12 protein-coding genes, 1 tRNA gene and 2 pseudogenes are annotated in these 15,255 nt (G+C 60.5%); 10 read left to right on the forward strand and 5 right to left on the reverse strand.

Going from position 1 to position 15,255, the window contains the following annotated elements; genetic code table 11:
• Positions 1-174: 174 nt before the first annotated feature.
• From ACVIYL_RS22020 to ACVIYL_RS22035, 4 genes and pseudogenes are all read left to right on the forward strand, one after another.
• Positions 175-918 (forward strand): annotated as a pseudogene (locus ACVIYL_RS22020) (ABC transporter substrate-binding protein); the annotation flags it as partial.
• 3 nt (positions 919-921) lie between these two features.
• Positions 922-1,725 (forward strand): ABC transporter permease, encoded by an 804-nt coding sequence (locus tag ACVIYL_RS22025; protein ID WP_456779730.1) that lies wholly within the window; start codon positions 922-924, stop codon positions 1,723-1,725.
• Positions 1,722-2,561, forward strand: a complete 840-nt coding sequence (locus ACVIYL_RS22030) for an ABC transporter ATP-binding protein (RefSeq protein ID WP_456779731.1) — start codon at positions 1,722-1,724, stop codon at positions 2,559-2,561. Before ACVIYL_RS22025 ends, ACVIYL_RS22030 begins: the two co-directional genes overlap by 4 nt.
• Before the next feature lie 264 nt (positions 2,562-2,825).
• Positions 2,826-2,901 (forward strand) — tRNA-Ile (locus tag ACVIYL_RS22035).
• Between the two features lie 36 nt (positions 2,902-2,937).
• Here the strand turns inward: ACVIYL_RS22035 and ACVIYL_RS22040 are convergent.
• Positions 2,938-4,490: pseudogene (locus ACVIYL_RS22040) on the reverse strand (ABC transporter permease/substrate-binding protein).
• Positions 4,487-5,287 carry an ATP-binding cassette domain-containing protein gene (locus ACVIYL_RS22045; RefSeq protein WP_456779732.1) on the reverse strand — a complete coding sequence of 267 codons (801 nt, stop codon included), beginning with the start codon at positions 5,285-5,287 and terminating at the stop codon, positions 4,487-4,489. Before ACVIYL_RS22045 ends, ACVIYL_RS22040 begins: the two are co-directional and overlap by 4 nt.
• 423 nt (positions 5,288-5,710) lie before the next feature.
• Between ACVIYL_RS22045 and ACVIYL_RS22050 the strand changes: the two genes are divergently transcribed.
• The 3 genes from ACVIYL_RS22050 to ACVIYL_RS22060 all read left to right on the forward strand — a co-directional run bounded on the left by ACVIYL_RS22050 (position 5,711) and on the right by ACVIYL_RS22060 (position 7,457).
• Positions 5,711-5,944 carry a hypothetical protein gene (locus ACVIYL_RS22050; protein WP_456779733.1) on the forward strand — a complete coding sequence of 78 codons (234 nt, stop codon included), beginning with the start codon at positions 5,711-5,713 and terminating at the stop codon, positions 5,942-5,944.
• Between the two features lie 79 nt (positions 5,945-6,023).
• The gene (locus tag ACVIYL_RS22055; protein ID WP_456779734.1) at positions 6,024-6,770 is read left to right on the forward strand and encodes a hypothetical protein; all 747 of its coding nucleotides are present in this window, start codon (positions 6,024-6,026) and stop codon (positions 6,768-6,770) included.
• A gap of 291 nt (positions 6,771-7,061) precedes the next feature.
• Entirely contained in the window at positions 7,062-7,457 is a 396-nt protein-coding gene (locus tag ACVIYL_RS22060; RefSeq protein ID WP_456779735.1) for a helix-turn-helix domain-containing protein, read from the forward strand.
• Positions 7,458-8,311: 854 nt separating this feature from the next.
• On the opposite strand, the gene ACVIYL_RS22065 is transcribed toward ACVIYL_RS22060, so the two are convergent.
• The gene (locus ACVIYL_RS22065; RefSeq protein ID WP_456779736.1) at positions 8,312-8,614 is read right to left on the reverse strand and encodes a helix-turn-helix domain-containing protein; all 303 of its coding nucleotides are present in this window, start codon (positions 8,612-8,614) and stop codon (positions 8,312-8,314) included.
• 216 nt (positions 8,615-8,830) lie between these two features.
• Between ACVIYL_RS22065 and ACVIYL_RS22070 the strand changes: the two genes are divergently transcribed.
• A complete protein-coding gene (locus ACVIYL_RS22070; RefSeq protein WP_456779737.1) occupies positions 8,831-9,082 on the forward strand; it encodes a DNA -binding domain-containing protein in 252 nt (83 codons plus the stop codon).
• 634 nt (positions 9,083-9,716) lie between these two features.
• Positions 9,717-10,472: a hypothetical protein gene (locus ACVIYL_RS22075; protein WP_456779738.1), complete on the forward strand. Its 756-nt coding sequence runs from the start codon at positions 9,717-9,719 to the stop codon at positions 10,470-10,472.
• A gap of 1,128 nt (positions 10,473-11,600) precedes the next feature.
• Here the strand turns inward: ACVIYL_RS22075 and ACVIYL_RS22080 are convergent.
• Both ACVIYL_RS22080 and ACVIYL_RS22085 read right to left on the reverse strand, forming a co-directional pair.
• Positions 11,601-12,518 (reverse strand): LysR substrate-binding domain-containing protein, encoded by a 918-nt coding sequence (locus ACVIYL_RS22080; RefSeq protein ID WP_456779739.1) that lies wholly within the window; start codon positions 12,516-12,518, stop codon positions 11,601-11,603.
• Between the two features lie 498 nt (positions 12,519-13,016).
• On the reverse strand, positions 13,017-13,412 hold the full coding sequence (locus tag ACVIYL_RS22085) for a helix-turn-helix domain-containing protein (protein WP_456779740.1): 396 nt from the start codon (positions 13,410-13,412) through the stop codon (positions 13,017-13,019).
• Between the two features lie 59 nt (positions 13,413-13,471).
• On the opposite strand from ACVIYL_RS22085, the gene ACVIYL_RS22090 reads away from it, so the two are divergent.
• Positions 13,472-13,606 carry a hypothetical protein gene (locus tag ACVIYL_RS22090; protein ID WP_456779741.1) on the forward strand — a complete coding sequence of 45 codons (135 nt, stop codon included), beginning with the start codon at positions 13,472-13,474 and terminating at the stop codon, positions 13,604-13,606.
• Positions 13,607-15,255 lie beyond the last annotated feature (1,649 nt).

Consider the following 15,255-nt stretch of genomic DNA (forward strand, 5'->3'; position numbering starts at 1 on the left):
TCAAGTGGCTGGTCGCACCACACAGTCTTTTCAACGTCTTAAGGGTATCGATCCGTTCCTAAAGCAAAAGAACGCTAATCGCCCCGTTCTTACTGTCAAAGTCGTTCTATTCTTTGTGAGCGGAGACGAGCAATATCAGTCAGTTAATCGCCTCGTTCTTGTTTTGTTAGCATAAACACGCCGACCTTTCACGGTTCACTGGTCGACGCCGAGTATGCGGAGAAGTATCCCGAGATCGTCGTCGCTTATCTTCGCGCCGCCCTTGAGGCGGATCGCGTGATCGCGGAAGAGCCCGAGACGTACAGCGAATTGATCGGCAAAGTGACCGGCATCGAGACGGAGGTCGTCTATCTGTTTCACGGTCCGCTCGGCCTGCAAACCCGTGATGTGACCTGGAAGCCCGAGTACCGCCAAGCGGTTGCGGCCTCGATCAAGACGCTGAAATATCTGAAGCGCGCCGACGCCGATCTCGACATCAACCAGTTCGTGACCGACAAATTCATCCGTACGGCGCTTTCCCAGGCCGGCCGCGACTACGACGCCCAGTTCACGAATTACGCGCAGCTTCCTCTCAAGGCAAAGGATGCAGCGACCGGAGTGGATATCGCGGAGTTCAGCCGAGTTGCGCAGATCTGGGTCAAGGGCGAGTCTCATGTCCGTCATTACGGATCGCCGGAAAATGCCTTGAAGGCGCTTGCGGTGCTGGAGAAGGAGGGCAAGGCGATCCGTGTGGTCTATGCCCAGGATCGCGAGAGCGGCATCAAGCTGTTCGCGAGCCAGGCGTGGTTCGTGCACTCGCCGAAAGGCGAGCTTAATGCCTTCCTGCTAAAGGACGGTGCCGAGAAATGGGCGAGAGAGCACGGCGGCCAAGTGCTCGACTACGCCGGCGCGCGCGAAGCGCTTGTCGCGAGCCGGTGAGTGATGGCGTCAGCACAGGCAGGCGATCGGTTGGTCGGGGTGCGGTGGCTGCTTCGCGGCTGCTCCATTCTCACCTGCGTCGCACTCTGGCAGGTCGCTTCTTCGCTGCATCTGCAACTCGGGGTCGTGACGTTTCGCAATGTGCCTCCGCCCACCGAGGTTGCGCAGTCGGCCGTTGTCCTGGTGAAGTCACCGAAGCTCCTGGCACATGTCACGAGCAGCCTCTGGCGAGTGTTCGCGGGATATGGTGCGGCAGTGCTGATCGGAGTAGCCTGCGGCTTCGCGATCGGTTGCTCGCGGACGGCGAGTGATTTACTGCTGCCGCCGCTCGAGTTGCTGCGGCCGATTCCAGCGGTCGCCTGGATACCGCTGTCGATCCTTACCTTCCCGTCGTCCGAATTGTCGATGATTTTCATTACCTTCATCGGCGCGCTGTTCCCAATCATCCTGAACACCGTGCATGGCGTGGCCAATATCGACCGCAGGCTCATTGCCTCCGCACGCAGCCTGGGCGGCACATCGCGGGCAATCCTGCGCGAAATCGTGCTGCCGGGCGCGGCGCCAAGCATCGTCACCGGTCTCGCCATTGGGATGGGCACGTCCTGGTTCTGCCTCGTCACCGCGGAGATGATCTCCGGCCAGTTCGGGATCGGTTATTACACGTGGGAAGCCTATACGCTGCAAAACTATGCCGACATCATCGTCGGCATGCTGGTTATCGGCCTGCTCGGATTAGGCAGCAGCTTTCTGGTGACGACGCTGGGACAGTCCTTGATGCCGTGGCGGCGGCTGACGGTCGCGCGATGAACATCAGGGTTTCCGACGTTTCGACGCGGGCAGTCGGGCGGATTGACGTCGCGCACGTAGCAATCTCACTCGGTGAGGGGGCAGATGCCTTCGAAGCCGTCAGAGATCTCCACTTCACGATCGACCCAGGCGAACTGGTCTGCATTCTCGGTCCGTCCGGTTGCGGCAAGTCGACATTGCTCGGCGCACTTGCCGGTCATCTCCAGGTCACGCAGGGCCAGTTGACCGTGGACGATCGCCCGGTCCGGGATCCAAGTCCGGACCGGGGAATCGTGTTTCAGCAGCACACCCTGTTCCCGTGGAAACGGGTCCGCGACAATGTCTTGTTCGGACCGAAAATGCGCGGAATCGGCAAGGCCGCGCGGCGCCGTGCCGCGGACGAGATCCTCAGGCTGGTAGGCCTTGAAGGCTTCGAGCACTTCTATCCTGCTCAACTTTCCGGCGGCGTGCAGCAGCGGGTCGAGATCGCGCGGGTCCTGATCAACCAGCCACGGATCCTGTTGATGGACGAGCCGTTCGGTGCGCTGGACGCGCAGACCCGCAGCGTGGCGCAGGAGGTGTTGCTCGACATCTGGACCAAAATTCCAACGACTACCGTGTTCGTCACGCACGATATCGAGGAAGCGCTGTTTCTGGCTGATCGGATCATCGTCATGAGCGCGAGACCAGGACGGACGATCGACGACATCTGCGTGCCATTTGGCCGGCCGCGGAACTCTGAGCTTGTTACTGAGAGCGAGTTCGTTCATCTGAAACGTCACGTGCTCAATCTCCTACGGCGCCCGGACAACGCGGCGGCGCTGCCACGTTTAAGCCCACTCGGGATGGCAGGCTAGCTCTCGTCAGGAAGAGGAGAGGGTGGAACGGAGCTTTGAGGTTCTCTGGGACTTGCTTGCGCTGAATACTTTCTACAAGACAACGCTGGCGTGGCGTGCGCCGCACGGTCGTCCATAGGCTGAGGATTGCTAAAGTTGATCGGCGCCAACCGGGAGAGTTTGAGGTTCCGGCGGTCGCGAAGCGCCATTGCCGGAATGCCGGTCACCCTGTAAACGGGACCGGCATCGCTGCCGGCCGCGCCCTGCGAGGCCTGCGAGGCGGCGGGGCCTGTAGCTCAACGGTTAGAGCCGGCCGCTCATAACGGTCTGGTTCCTGGTTCGAATCCAGGCGGGCCCACCACGTCGTCGTTTACTACTACTACTACTACTACTACTACTACCCGCCGCCGATCCTCTGCCACAGCCAACGCGCCACTGCGGCGGGCGAGGAGTTCGCATTGCTGCCACTGGCGCGCAAATTGGCTTCGCGCATCGTCGCGATCTCGATCAGGCCAAGCAGCGGCTTCAGGGCAGCCTGCAATGCCGCATCATGCGCGCGCCGCGGTGCCAGCAGCAGGACTGCATCATAGGGCGGGATCGCATGCTCGGGATCGGCCAGCGTCACCAGGTCGTATTCCTTGATCCGCCCCTCGCTGGTATAGCCCGCGATGACGTCGACGTCGCCACTGCCGCATACATGAAATCCGGCTGCATCTGTCGTTGCGTGCGGAATGAGAGTCCGTAAGCCTTGTGCAGGGCAGCCCATTCCGGGCGCGAGAAGAACTCGTAGTCGCCCGCAATCGACAGCGTCGCCGCGTGCGCAGCCAGGTCGGCGATCGAATGAATGCCAAGTGCATCGGCGCGCTGCCGAGGCATCACCAGCGCATAAGCGTTCTCGAAACCCAGCGCGCCGAGCAGGGTGATGTCCTGCTTTGCCAGGATCTCCGTCAAATCGGCGAGCAATGTTTCGCGCGGCGGCATATCGGTGCGGTGAAACTGGTTGACCCACAGCGTTCCGGAATAATCCACATAGACGTCGATGTTGTTGGCCGCGAGTGCCTGGAAAATCACGCTGGAGCCGAGAGCCTCGCGCGTCGAGGCCTGCAATCCCGCCGCCTGCAGCCGCTGCTGGATCAGCGCGGAGAGCACATATTGCTCGGCAAATGTTTTGGCGCCGACGACGTAGGTCGATGGCGCCCGTGCCATCGAAGGGATCAGTGTGGCCGCGACCAGTGCGGCGATCCCGACGCTGCCGAGCATGGTGCGGAGGCGTTTGCGCTCGCGCAACCCGCGCTCGATCAGCGCTAAAAGTTGATCGACCGCGAGCGCCAGCAGCGCCGAGGCGACGCAGCCGAACAGCACGAGCACCCAGTTCTGGGTTTGCAATCCGGCGAAGATGTAGTTGCCGAGGCTGGTCTGCCCGATCGGGGTCGATAATGTCGCGGTCCCGATCACCCATACCGCCGCGGTGCGGATGCCGGCCATCATCACCGGCAGCGCCAATGGCAATTCCACCGTGAACAGCGATTGCCGCGGCGTCATGCCCACCCCTTGCGCCGCCTCAAGCAGCGCGGGATCGACGCCATTCAGTCCTGTGATGGTGTTGCGCAGCACCGGCAGCATGGAATAAAGCGCCAGCGCCAGCATGGCGGGCAAGAATCCGAACGCGGAGAAGTCGAAGGCGAACCAACGAAGCGTCAACGACGCAATGACAAGCAGAAGCGGGTAGAACAGCGCGAGCAGCGCCAGCCCCGGCACGGTCTGGACGACGCTGGCGAGGCCCAACAGGATGCCGCGGATCACGGCATGGTTGCGCGCAAGGATCGCGAGCGGCAGGCTGATCACGAGCCCGAGCGCGAGTGCCGCCAGGCTGACCTGAACATGGCTGCCAAGATAGTCCGGCAAGTGCGCCGCTGCGTCGCGCAATCGAGGGTCGGACAGGAAACTCATTCCGTGCTTGCTCCCGGGAGCAGGGCGTTCAGCCGTTCGGCTTGGCGCCTCGGCGTGCGCAACAGCTCCGCCACATAGGGGTCGTTGTTGTTTGCTAGCTCGGCTGCCTGGCCTTGCGCCACAACCCGTCCGGCCCGCATCACCGCGATGCGATCGGCAAGCAGCAAGGCCTCCGTCATGTCGTGGGTGACCATTACTGTGGTCAAGCCGAGCTTGCGATGCAGGGCGCGGTAATCCTCGCCGAGGGTATCGCGGGTAAGCGGATCGAGCGCTCCGAAGGGTTCGTCCATGAGCATGATGCGGGGACGGGCGGCGAGCGCTCGCGCCACGCCTACACGCTGCTGCTGCCCTCCCGATAGTTCATGCGGAAGGCGATCGCGATGGAGGGAGCGATCGAGCCGCACCAGGTCGAGGAGCTCATCGACGCGCGCGGCGATCTCGGCGGCGGGCCAGCCAAGCAGTCTCGGCGTGATTGCGATGTTGTCGACGACGCACATGTGCGGAAACAACCCGCCGCTCTGGAACACGTAGCCCATGCGCCGGCGCAAGCGCACCGGATCGACGTCGCGCACGTCCTCGCCCTCCACCATGACGCGGCCGCTGTCAGGGTCGAGCAGGCGGTTGGTGAGCCGCAGTAGGGTGGATTTGCCGGAGCCGGAGGCGCCCACGATCGCCAGGAGTTCCCCCGCGGCTATATCGAGCGAGACATCGTCGACGGCTGCCACGCGCTCTGCGCCACGACCGTTGGCAAAGCTCTTCCCGACTTGGGCGTAGGCGATCAGCGGTGCGAGTGCCATGGTTGGACTGGACCAGTGCGCGCGTGTTCCGAATCCGAACTTCGCTTCATTCTGCGGTGGGTAGGTTAGCGAACTTCGGATTCGAAGGACACTAGCAAGTCTATGCGACACGCCGCCGCTCGCCGCTCGCCGCTCGCCGCATAGTGCGTTGGGACTACGAATACGACAATGGCGTCGCGAGCGCTCCGGTACGAAACGTACCGTTAAGCTTCTTGCCGGAAGGGTGGGCTCGTTCGTCCATGCCGTACAAAGTTTGCGCGGAGATCGGGAGCAATCGATCGCCGCAAAGTGCTCCAAGTAGTGTAACCGTCAATAGAACGGATTGATCTGAGTGGGCGGTTCTCTGGGCCTCTTTCTGTTGCTAGAGCCAAGGAGTGGCACAGGTCCTTCCACGCTGGCGAAGTACTGCGCCAGGCCGCTGTGTTGGCCGCGGCGCGGAAGATCAACGTCACCTTCCGGATCGATGACGCCAAGCTCCACGTCACCATCGACCCCGAGGCTTTGCCGGATCATCCGGAACGGCGGCGGCCGGCGGTTCGCATGAAAACGCGGGCTGTCGGTCTCGATTTCAATCCTGGTTGGGTCGGCATCGCCGCAGTGGAGAAGTTGGGGATCCCGCCCACCTCGACCAGACGAGGCCGCTCGACTGGGCATTGATTGAGTTGGCGGCCAATCCGGGCGTCTCGCGAGAAAGCTCACCGAGATGTTGGCCTGCGTTTGCGGGCGCGCGATCGCGATGGCGCGGCAGTTCGGCGCGGCGACGATCGCGGTCGAAGACGATCTCGGCAAGCTGCGCAGCACCGGACCGGCCCGCGCTCTCAATCGGACGCTGAACTACTGGGCGCGTAATCGCCTGATCGCAATGCTTTGTCGCAAGGCGAACCTCGCCGGGATCACAGTGGCCGAGGTGCGTAGAGCGTACTCCACCATGATCGGTAATCTGGCGTTCGAGGCACCCGATGCGTGTGCCTCCGCCATAGAAATCCCCCGCCGCGGCATCGCGGGAGGCGCAAAGCTTAAGGACCTCCTCCCGATCTTCGATGAAGGGTGGCGCGATGGCCTGCGGAAGGATCTCGCGCTGCCCGCCGAAGCCGAGGGCTGGGAGGAGGTCTACCGGGCCACCAAAGCGGCGAAGATTGGCGTTCGCCGCCCGCATCCCAGGCTTACTGCCTCGGATCCCGGAGGCCGCCTAGCCGGCGGCATCGCGGTGCGACGGCTTGGCCGACGTCGACGAGACGGGCTCATTGCCCGGCCAATTGGGCATTGGCCAAGCCAAGCAGCTCAGTTCGGAAAAACGTCGGTTGGTTTCGAATCCAACGCCGAAATCCGGATAGCCGAAATGTTGCGTCGGACACAAACCGACGCTCACCTCCAGTTCGTTCCTCCGACAATACTGAAGGCGCGCCTCCGACCACCCAATGCACAGCAGTGCCGATCTTATCTTGCCAGAAGCGCCAACATGAATATCGCAGCCAACCCGTAAGACTACGGCAATGGGTCAGGGCCGCCGCCGGTAAGCATGCGCGCCAGAACCTGACCCGTGACAGTTGTGGTGCGGTTGATATTCTGCCAAAGGAGGAGCGCGGCGCGCCGAGAGACGCCTTGACGCGTTCGGCCTCAGGCTATCGATCGCGTCGGTATCGCCAAGGTTACTACGAGCGCGCAAATGCGTTTGAAGACCGGAATTCCCACAACTGACGGTCCACACGAAGTTTAACGCGGCATATCACGGACGAATCCCCAATCTATCCGCAGGGACATCCCGATTAACAGAATGAACAGATTAGCAGCAAAGAAGATGAAGCCGCGCAGCACCGGCAAGCCCGACATCGAGTTGGGTAAGCGGATTCGCTTGCGGCGTGTAGAGCAGAAGATCTCGCAGTCCGAACTCGGCGACAAGCTCGGCGTCAGCTTCCAGCAGGTTCAGAAGTACGAGAAGGGCGTCAATCGCGTCGGCGCCGCCCGCCTGCAGCAGATCTCGACCGCGCTCGATGTGCCAGTCAACTTCTTCTACGATGGTGACAACAAGACCCGCGAGGTTGACAGCCTCCTTTTCCTCGACAGCGCCTTCAGCCTGCGGTTGCTGCGCGCTTACAGCCAGATCAAAGACGTGACCGTGCAGCGGCAACTGGTGTCGCTGATGGAATCGATCGCCGCCAACGAAGAGTGAGCGACGGCGAACCAGTTCGCGCGCACCTGCAAGGTGACCATGCTCGGGTGGGGGAGCTACGACTATTCCCCCGAGCTCGCATGCACGAGCCTGCGTCGTCGCGCTCGACCACAAGAGAGCACAAGCGGCCGGGCGCAAAGCGCCCCGTGTCCACGTTGATCCATTAGGGAGTATGTCAGGCTCTTCGACCGGCGCGGGTCCGTGGGCACGGGTCATTCGCTCGAACGTGTCGTCGCGGCTGCAGATTGGCGCATTTCGTGCACCAACGCCTCTCGCCTCGAATGACACGACATTCGTCAAAGCGGCGGGCGTTTCCACGTTAATCGACACCAGCGCGGCGACTGCGAGGTGATGGCAGCACACCACGTCCGCGGAAAACCGGACGGGAATCCTGCCAGGGGTTTTCGACAAGTAGACCCGTGTCCTTCGGAGGTTCAGCCGCTGGAGCCAGACGGCCTTCGGGCATCGATCGTTTGGGTGCGAGCGCCGTCTCGGAGCGACACCCGAACGGCGTTACACGAGACGTGCTGTGCAAGACCTGCATTGTGAATTGCTCTGGGACTCGTCAGCTTATCGACAGCTAAGGCTCATAGCATGGGAGCCGCTCTATGTAGACTGACAGGTCCGGCTCGATTTGCCCAGATCTGGCAGAGGAGCATCGGATGGATCGCTTTGACAATATCAACAGCTTCCTAGCCGATGAGCCGCAGGAGCGGCGATACGGCCGAGCATGTCAGCGAGGCACGCCCGCGGAACCTTTGAGACAACTTCCAGCCCAGAGACCTTCGGCATTCTCCATCACACCGCGCAAGGCGGCATTCGCCGGAAACTGAGCGCGACCAAGTGTCGATCAACTATCCTTTCCTCGGCGGTTTAACTCTCCTCGGTGGTTTAAGAGGCGCGCGCTTACGACCTTCATGCAACGTATTTGGAGCTTTGGCGCGTTTGGAATGCTGAACAACCAATTCGAATGGATGAACACCCAGCGCGTCGGCGATGCGATCGAGGATATCAATTGTCGGGCTTTTCGATTGCCGCTCGAGGCTCGCCAAGTAGGAGCAGTCAATCCCAGCCTCATAAGCCAGCTTCCGCTGCGAAATACCGCGCTCCACGCGGATCCGACGCACATTTAGGGCCACAAGAGCACGAGCTTTCATGCGCCCATCATGTCTGCGCCCGGATATTTGAACCACTGGCTATAATCCAACCAACTATTTGGGTCGACACACGATCCATCCAGCACACCGCATGATCGGAGATATAGGAACGCTCGCAACGCGATCGAGCAAGTGCTTTATAGGGGAACCTGTAGGAACACTATAAAAAGCCCACAATCTCCAGCGATCCTTGCCTGCTTGAGCCGGGAGACTGCTATGCCATTCGACGCCGCACCGAGCGATCCGACCCTGACCCCGTATGACCGCGAGTACGTCGTTACCTACATGCGTCTGTTAGATGCGGATGCGGACGGTGCCGACTGGCGGGAAGTCGCGGAGGTCGTGCTGCACATCGATTCCAAACGCGAGCCGGAGCGCGCCCGCCGCACCTATGAGAGCCATCTCTCCCGCGCCAAGTGGATGAGCAGACACGGTTATCGGCAGCTCTTGCGGAGCGGCTGGACTTAATCTTCGATCAGGCCGCGTAGGACGGCTTCCGCGCGCATAGAGACGGCCATGTAATGCCGCGCGGCCCTGGTGGACTTGGGCCGATCCGGATCATTCTCGGCGATATCAGGATCGGCGCTGCAGTCGTGTTTGGCGCCAAGCCTGGGGATATCGAATCACGTCAACCTTGCTGCTGGGGGGCCGATTCAAAAGCGCCGATAGCGAAAACAGAAGGGGCTTTTGATCCATCAGCGAGGTTCGCTCGCGCGGTCGATGGTTGCGGAGACGGCAGCATCAAGATGAGTCCGCTGCGGACAAGCTCGACTGCAACGATCGAGACCTTGGTATGTCGCGAAGCAGACAAACTCAACACAAACGTCATCCAAACTGTCGACTATTGCTTGGCATGAAGAATGCACAGCCTAGCAATGCCTAGGGGCATCCCAGGCATGGCTACCATCGCAAGTTGAGGGCCGTGGCTGGCCACTGAGGTTAGCGGCGCGTGACATAAGGCAAGACGGCGACCGCTCGGCCGATACCGACGGGCATCTTGTCACGTCGCCGCTAACTTTCAACGGCGTGAATAGGGTGTTTGTAGTGCGCCTAGAGCAGAATGAACGGGACGCGCTGGAGAGGGCGCGAAAGACCTCGGAAAATGAACGCAGAGAACAACTTCGCGGCCCGGCTCCTTGACGCGGGACGCCTAGCAGCAATCGCGCGTACGTGTGGCCTGAAGGCGGATGTTTCATACTACGTCGACGAGGCGCTCAAGGAGCTTTGGCGAACCAGGTCACCGGAAGAAGCAAAAGCGATCGCAGAGCGTTGGGTCTTATGGGACGCAAAGGGGAAGCCTTGGCCGCGCATGCCCCAACTGGAAAACGTCGTCCCGTTCAATCGGACCAGCTCGACGGAGAGATCGGCCGCAAATCGGCCGGCGCCGCCCTTGCGGGCAATCCGCGACTGGTTCGAAAAACAAGATGAAGATGTGCGATGCGAAATCGCCGGCATGGCGGCGCTTTTGATTTTCGAAGGTGCCAATCTTCTCGATTTCAGCAGCGAGGAGTGGTGTGACCATTTGCGCCGATGGCTGAGTGAGACGGGACTACAAAACCATAAGGTCATCGGCCGCGCTCTGACGTTTCGCACCTGTTTTGAGTATTTCTCGGAGAGCAGGTTCACCGAAGCGGCGTGGATGCGATCCAAAGAGGCCGCTGTGAGAATCCTTGAAGATGCTGGCCTTGACCCAATCTCCGAAGCTGCGAGTCTTGCACCTATTGCCCAAAAAATGCTGCAGACCTTGCCCGCGCGAAAATGCCGCTGGATCGAAGTAGGCAAGTCCTGGAGCAAACTAGTCGATACCAGCCTGGCACCCCGGGCCCTCAGGGTTTGGAGCGCCTCGCATATGGAATAAGATCACGGGCGGCGCTTGAATGTGTGCTCGGCGCTGCGCCGTAGCGGCGTCGGTCCAAGCAATTAAGCGGTCAATATCTGAACGGCTCGTCGCGCACGTGACTATCGCCAGCTAACTTCGCCGCAACCCAAATCGCGCAGGCTTACCCTTTAGGCGGACGAGACCGAGCAACCGATAGGCCCTCGACAGCTTCCCAAAATGATGCGCCACGGTTGCCGACCAGGGCAACTCCGGATCATCATTGATTACGCATAATCTTTTCGTCTCCTTGGCCCGAATGCACAGGAGCAAGGTGCCAAGTGTGCATCGTCCTGACCGAGGCAAGCCTTTGCGAAAGGAACAAGGGGTTGCCCAGCACGCGGTGACGAACCCAGCAACCAGGAAAGAGAGACGGGTGGCCAGCCGCGTGGCGGGCCGATCTGTAGAGACACCATGGAGAATTGTTCCGAGATTTCGCTTAAGTATTTGCCGACGCCGAGGAGAACGTGGCGAAAGCCGTCGCGTGTGAAGGACAGCGTGCTCAGCTGCGTCGGTCTCGCGGCATTTGCTGGATACGGAGGGTGCGTTAGCGCTGGACCCTCAGCTCATTCCGGAGCCCGGCTCGGTCGAGGGCGCACGCTCCTGTGAAGAAGCGTTCTGCGATAGCCAAATCCGGTGCTGTCGATTTCGTGCCACCTGAGATCGTCGCAGCGCGCTGCTGTAAGCCGCAGGCCGCGCCTTTCCATCAGATTGGTAAGAACCTCTTCGGTGTGGGCTTGGGGAGCTCCGGACCCGATTAGCGTCCAACGCTGGAACGATGGTCGCCCTCAGGGTCGAAGCATCGTAGCAGGTTCATCGTTTTGAAGAGTCTTGGACCTTTCGCGACAAGGTTTGCAGCCGTCTGCTTCATCCGGAAACTCGTGATGAGGCCGTCATACGACAACAGGACAGCCGAACCCTCCAAAAATTCACTGAATGGAGCAACTGCTGCTACGTCGGCCTGGGTCCTGCGCAGCCCGACTGATTCCGAAGCGATGCTCTGTCCCGGAAATGCGTGAGCAAAGGCACGCCAGTTTCTGGAGGATGGAGAAGCTGATTTGGGCCGACCTAAGGCACACGTGCCTTGACGAAAGCACGACGGAATGCTCCTCATTTCGTCTCCGGATCAGCCGAGAGGTCCGGATAGCGCTCGCAAAGCAAATCGAGGAACGGACGCAGCGATGGATTGCAACTGGCCTGCCGCCAATATGCGTGGAAGCTCAGCCGCGTCGGCCCGTCGGCATCGTGAACCTCGCGGAAGATGACGCCCGGATATGCAGCGCCCGTCACGCTTTCCAATGCCAGCAAGATACCCCAGCCCACGCCGACCAAGGTAAGAAGCCGGTCGAGCGCTACATCATGGCGAAGAAGCGGGCAAGGATCGGAAGAACCCAATTTGCTGATGAGCAGCTTGTGGAATTCTGGTCCGGGGCCGCGCTGTGACGTTAAAAGCGGTTCGCGCCTCAATTCGCCCCAGTGAATCACGTCACGGCCTGTCAGCGGATGGTTCGCGGGGAGAGCGGCGACGATACGTTCGCTCCAGAGCAGTAATGACCTGTCGCTCCACGTTGTATGGGGCTCGGCTACAAAGGCGACGTCAATGACGGAGTTGATGAGGTCCGAGATCAGATGGTCGCTCGCTCCGTCGACGAGATGCGTTTCGACTTCGGGGAAGCGGTGCCGGTGCTCAAGGAGGGTGGCCCGTAGATTGCCGGCTGAGAGGGAGGTGTGGATGCCGATGGTCAGTCGACCGCTCTCGCCGCGCGAGTGGCTCTTGAGGCGAGCCGCGATTCTCTCGGTATCATCCACGATGCGCCGCGCGGCATTTAGGAATTCCTGTCCCTCGATGGTCGGTCGCGTGCCGCCGTTTGTGCGCTCGAAGAGAGTGACGCCCAGCTTGTATTCGAGGTCTCGCAGTCGACGACTGAGGGTTGGCTGCTTGATTCTGAGCGTCTCTGCCGCTTGGCGTAAGCTCCGGTGCTGGGACGCGGTGATTGCCCAACGCAGCTCTCGAAATTCCACTGGCACGGTCGAGGCCCTGTGGCGAGTTGCTGTGACCGAGTGTTTTCTTGATTGGCCTATTCCATTTGCTTGCACTACATCATCCCTTCATTCGCTTCGGCCCCCCGTACCCTCCAAATTGACTGATTTTCTCCTACGCGTCGGGGTTCGATGTTGCCGACATTCATTCGATAGGCGAGGACGTCTCGTGACGGTGTCCGCTTTGAAGGGAGGCGCGCAGCGCAGCCATGCGACCGATCGCCGGCGGCGTTCTGGGAGCCGACGTTGTTTATGGGCGGGGCATTTCCGCCGATGAGCGGCGGACGTCTTCATCGAGCGTTCTTCCCCAGATTCCGGTGGCCCCACAAGAATGTCGCCAAGGCGGTTGTCAGAGCCGGATGACCGTGCGCGTATTGATCCGCCGGAACGCCCTGTTTGGCCGCCCGCCAGGCTTCCCTGATGCTTCTCACTCCGGATTCAACGCCATCTGGGTTGGCGGTGCCGCGATCCGACCTCGATTGCCGCTCAGTCCTCCTCGGCGGCGATCGATTCCATCAGCGACACGAGCTGCCGCTGCACGGTCTGATCCTTGATCTTGCTGTAGGCGCGCAGCAACCGGAGGCTGAATGCGCTGTCGAGGAGCAGCAGGCTCTCGACTTCGCGGGCCTTGTTGTCGCCGTCGTAGAAGAAGGTGACCGGCACATCGAGCGCGCTCGCGATCTGCTGAAGGCGGGCGGCGCCGACACGGTTGACGCCCTTCTCGTACTTCTGCACCTGCTGGAAGCTGACGCCGAGCTTGTCGCCGAGTTCGGCCTGCGAGATCTTCTGCTCGACACGGCGCAGGCGGATCCGCTTGCCCAACTCGATGTCAGGCTTACCGGCACTGCGCTGCTTCATCTTCGTTGCTGCTGATCTGTTCATTTTGGTGACCTGTCCGTCAAATCGAGGATCGTTTGCCTTCTAGGATCAGAGATCCGTCCATGATGTACCGCGTTAAAGTTCGTCTGGATCGTCAGTCGTTCTTAAGAACCACGGCAATCCAAGAAGGCGGCGGCACCGTACCCAAACGCATTCGTGTGCTGAAAGTCCATCTGCTGATGCTGTGGACTACCTAAGGTCGAACCGACCCAAGATGCCTCTCGACACTCCGGCTCGTGCATTTGGCAGAATATTGACCGAACCACAACTAAAGCGATCTGACCCCGTCACTTATTCGATGTGCGTGCTTCCTCGAGGCACCCGACTGCCCCGAGATGTAGCTCTTGGGCAGGTGTCCGTCACACAGCAGATGCTTTCACCAGCCTTTAATGGTGCGTCCGCTGAGACGTCTGGCGCTGGAATACGGGACGAGTTCCAGTTTGTAGCTCCTTCATTCAGCCAGAGACGATGGGAGGCATCTGACATCCCGATCGGTCGAACGGGAGATTATGGAGGCCGACGCAGCGGCAGGCCTTCCTTGAGCAGAGATAGTTGACGCCGCATTCTCAGGAGCGCATCCGCTACACGCGTCCTCGCAAACGGTGACGACCTTCGGGAGATCCAGGCCTTGCTGGGTCACAAGCAGTTCTGTATTGCAGAAATCAATACCCGCGGGGCGCCATCGTAGGAACGGCCATCGGCTTGAAATGGTTAGGCTAGCCAGCCACCAGCTTCATCCTTACTACATCGAAGGCCGGCTCAAGGCTGCGAATAGGGCTGAGAACGAGCGGCGTAAGCCTGCCTAGGCAGCCTACAACTTGGCGAGGAAAGCCTTTGCTATCCAGAGTGGCCGCTCCGGAAACAGGCCGCGCTCGCTACTCGGCCACTTTGTAAACGTCGCAGGGTTCGAGCTTAAGTTCTTCGAACGTTCGCTGCTGCTCAACGGTCAGCGCGACGTCCAACACTTCCGCAGTCCATCCTTCCGAGACTGCGGCGAGGACCAATGTCAGCGCCTGGCTTGGCTTGGCCGGCGCAATCCAAACTTGAGTTTTTGAGTCGTCCGCTGTCACATCAACGATGGTGAACGAGTTCCCGAGCGAATTCCGCCATGATAGGCAATCGGACATCGAACTAATGGTTTCTATTCGAGATAACTGGCCGGCGCATCCCAGTGAGCCACTTTGATTGTGGGGTGGCCCTAGCTCATGAATACCTACTCCTTCCCGCGCATTATCTCGTCATGAGCGCAGACGAGCATCTAGGAAAGGCCGAACACTACCGACCGCCAAGGGAGCTACTGAGGATGGATCCAGCCGCTACCATCCAAGCGGATGAAACATACTCTGGTGTGCTCTGGAACTACCTGACTTGGTAGCTGCCCAAGCCATGTAGCCGGTGTTAAGTAGGCTTGAGCGAGGGGGCCGATCGAACTCGGTGGATGCTGTACAGAGCCTCCATTCGGTCCGAGGTCGTCCGCTTGTCCTTCACGCTCTCTAAAGCGGTCGGGGCGCAGCTTGGCAGATGGAATAGATATGCAACAGCGGAGCCCGCTCCCGAATGGTGATCGACCGGCCGGCCATTTTCGGAATACCGGTTACGTGCTCAATAAGAGTAGTCCCTATTTCGATGCAACTCACGCGGCCGGCCTCACGGTCGAGGGACGTTCCACGACAGGCGGGCCTTTGTTTTGGGCGCCGGTCCACTGTTCGACTTCGAAGGCAACTCCGAATCGTTAAGGCGAGCATCCTCGGCGCGTCCGCATGGTAGGATGAATATTCCTGGAAAGCGCACTGATGCCCGACTGGGATATGCACTCATTGTCGGCCAGCGTATCAAGAAAAATGCT

The organism is Bradyrhizobium sp. USDA 3315 (assembly GCF_054056795.1).

Bases quoted from the DNA above. Each gene is read 5' to 3' on its own strand.
- ACVIYL_RS22025 (WP_456779730.1), top strand. From the start codon at position 922: ATGGCGTCAGCACAGGCAGGCGATCGGTTGGTCGGGGTGCGGTGGCTG.
- ACVIYL_RS22030 (WP_456779731.1), top strand. From the start codon at position 1,722: ATGAACATCAGGGTTTCCGACGTTTCGACGCGGGCAGTCGGGCGGATT.
- ACVIYL_RS22045 (WP_456779732.1), bottom strand. From the start codon at position 5,287: ATGGCACTCGCACCGCTGATCGCCTACGCCCAAGTCGGGAAGAGCTTT.
- ACVIYL_RS22055 (WP_456779734.1), top strand. From the start codon at position 6,024: ATGGCGCGGCAGTTCGGCGCGGCGACGATCGCGGTCGAAGACGATCTC.
- ACVIYL_RS22060 (WP_456779735.1), top strand. From the start codon at position 7,062: ATGAACAGATTAGCAGCAAAGAAGATGAAGCCGCGCAGCACCGGCAAG.
- ACVIYL_RS22065 (WP_456779736.1), bottom strand. From the start codon at position 8,614: ATGAAAGCTCGTGCTCTTGTGGCCCTAAATGTGCGTCGGATCCGCGTG.
- ACVIYL_RS22070 (WP_456779737.1), top strand. From the start codon at position 8,831: ATGCCATTCGACGCCGCACCGAGCGATCCGACCCTGACCCCGTATGAC.
- ACVIYL_RS22075 (WP_456779738.1), top strand. From the start codon at position 9,717: ATGAACGCAGAGAACAACTTCGCGGCCCGGCTCCTTGACGCGGGACGC.
- ACVIYL_RS22085 (WP_456779740.1), bottom strand. From the start codon at position 13,412: ATGAACAGATCAGCAGCAACGAAGATGAAGCAGCGCAGTGCCGGTAAG.
- ACVIYL_RS22090 (WP_456779741.1), top strand. From the start codon at position 13,472: ATGATGTACCGCGTTAAAGTTCGTCTGGATCGTCAGTCGTTCTTAAGA.